The sequence below is a fragment of the Acidobacteriota bacterium genome, assembly GCA_030949985.1.
GTDB lineage: Bacteria > Acidobacteriota > Polarisedimenticolia > J045 > J045 > JALTMS01.
In genome coordinates this window covers 1-2,398 of the sequence record JAUZRX010000101.1, presented here as the reverse complement: position 1 = coordinate 2,398, position 2,398 = coordinate 1, and the positions used below count along the sequence as shown (strand labels likewise).

Here is a 2,398-nt window from a genome sequence, read left to right as displayed (position 1 = left end):
CCTCCAGTTCCAGGTCCTTCAGCTCCGGCTGCTTCAGCAGGTGCTGCAGCAGGGAGAGCTTGTTCTCCGCCGTGGTGGTCAGTTCCAGCAACTCCCCCTCGAGCCGGAATTCGTGGCAGCCCCACCCTGCCAGCCGTTGCTCCAGACCGGCCTCCGGCCACCGCCCCCAGGCCCGGACCCGGTAGGGCAGCCCGGAACGGTGCCGCAACTCCTCCAGGGAACCGAGGACCTGCAGGCGTCCCCGTCGCAGGATGGCGACCCGGTCCACGTGCTGTTCGATCCCGGCCAGCTGATGGGTGGAGACGAGTATGGTGCAGCCATCCCGGCGCCTGGCCCGGAGCTGCTCGAGCAACTCCTGGGTGGCGATGGGGTCCAGTCCGGTGGAGGGCTCGTCCAGCAACAGCAGTCGTGGGCTGCCGAGGAATGCCTGAGCCAGCCCCAGGCGCTGCCGCATTCCCTTGGACCAGGTCGCAACCGGCCGGTCGGCGGCCCCGGTGAGACCCACCTGTTCGAGCAGCCGGTCCCGTTCCCGGGCAGCCACCCGCTTGAGCCGGGAGAAGTAGTCCAGGACCTCGCGGCCGGTGAGCTTGTCGTAGAAGCGCAGGCTCTCCGGCAGGTAGCCGATCTGCAGGCGCAGGCCGTGCGCTCCCTTGCTGCCGGGATGCTGCCCCAGCACGGACAGCTCACCCGTGTCCGGTGTCACCAGGCCCAGGATCAGCTTGATGGTGGTGGTCTTGCCCGCGCCGTTGTCCCCCAGCAGGCCGAGGATCTCTCCCGGCCGCACGCAGAGGTTGAGCGCCTCCAGCGCGGCAAGACCCCGGTACCGCTTGGTGACCGCCTTCAGCTCGATCGCTGGATCCATGGAATCGCCTTGTCGTTGGCCGGTTTCATCAGGGGATAAGTGTCCTGGACTCCCGGCGGGCGCAGCAACGGGAACAGGCGCTGTACCCAGTGCAGGACCTCGATCACGGGACTGTACAGCAACCACCTGGCCTGGGGATAGCGCCACAGCAGCAGGTCGACCCCGTCGTAGGGCAGGTAGGGCCGATCGCCGATACCGTCGCCATCCAGGTCCCACCCGAGATAATCGCTCCAGTAGTTCCCCCGCCTGCCGTAGGACCACTCCTGCTTCCGTGTGGAGACGTATTTCACCTGCAGCCTATTGTCGATGATGCTGTTGTCGCGGAAACGGTTGTCCTCGGAGCCGGCGGTGAGAAAGATCCCGATGTCGCAACCAGCTATGACGTTGTCGTGGATCTCGTTGAGCTGCGAGTTGTAGATGAACAGCCCCCGTCCCTCGGCACCGGCCACCACCATTCCCCCGGTGGACCGGCCCCGGCCGGCATGGACCCCGACGATGACGTTGCCGGCGATGATGCTGTAGTTGATGTAGTTCATCAGGATCCCGTAGTTGGCGTCATCCGTGGAGCGATTGTCCCGGATCACCAGGTGACTCGACTGCATCAGGGCATAGCCGGTCCGGGTCCGCCGGGTCCGGTTCCCCACCACCTCGTTGCGGTTGGAGAACATGTAGTGGATGCCGTAACGCAGGTCATGCAGGTCGTTGTCGCGCAGGGTATTGTCGTTGCTGGTTTCGATGTAGATGCCGTCCCGGGTCTCCCATACCACGTTGTCCGCAACCAGGGTCCCGCTGGTGTTGTGCAGGTGGATCCCGTTGCCGCGGTCCTGCGAGCGCAGGGCGGGCAGCCCGTGGACCCGGTTGCCGCGGATCACCGCCCCCTTGCTGCCATCGAGCCAGAACCCGAACAGCACCGCATCCAGGCGGTTGTTCTCGATGCGCACGTCCCGGCCCTTGGCGGTGACGAAGATCCCCGCATCCATCGCCGTCAGGCCGGTGCCGGAACGGCGGATCTCCAGGCCCCGCACCACCACCGAGGGGGCATCGATCACGATCACCCGGCCCTTCCCGCCGCCGTCGAGGACCGCACCGGGTTCCCCCTCCAGGACCAGCGGCCTGTCGATGCGCAGGTGCACCGGGTAGTGGCCGGGGCGAAAGCGGACGCGGTCCCCCGGGCGGGCGAGCTCCAGCAGCTGCTGGACGTCATCTCCCGGGTTCACCGTCCACATCGCGGCCCGGGCCCCGGCGACGAGCCCCAGCCAGAGGCCGATCAGGAGGAAAGCGAGCAGGCACAGACGGCCCCCCCGGGGGTGGGCACGGCTGCCGGAGGCCACCACCGGGTGCAGTGCGGGCGAGGGCAACGCCTTCCCGTCGTACCCCCGTGCCGCCCCGTCCCCGATGAGCAGTTCCATTCAGGCCTCGACCATCATCCTTCCCCGCATCTCCAGGTGGAGGGCATGGCAGAACCAGGTGCAGTAGTACCAGAACAGCCCCGGCTTGTCGGCGACGAAGGTCGCCGAGGAGGTCGCGCGGGGACCG

At 67.5% G+C, this 2,398-nt stretch carries 2 protein-coding genes; both read right to left on the bottom strand.

The features are described from left to right. Positions 1 to 862, bottom strand: an 862-nt coding sequence (locus tag Q9Q40_14540; GenBank protein ID MDQ7008437.1) for an ABC transporter ATP-binding protein, incomplete at its 3' end; no start/stop codon positions are given. Continuing rightward, positions 841 to 2,271, bottom strand: a complete 1,431-nt coding sequence (locus Q9Q40_14535; GenBank protein MDQ7008436.1) for a nitrous oxide reductase family maturation protein NosD — start codon at positions 2,269 to 2,271, stop codon at positions 841 to 843. The genes Q9Q40_14540 and Q9Q40_14535, both read right to left, overlap by 22 nt. Between the last annotated feature and the right edge of the window lie 127 nt (positions 2,272 to 2,398).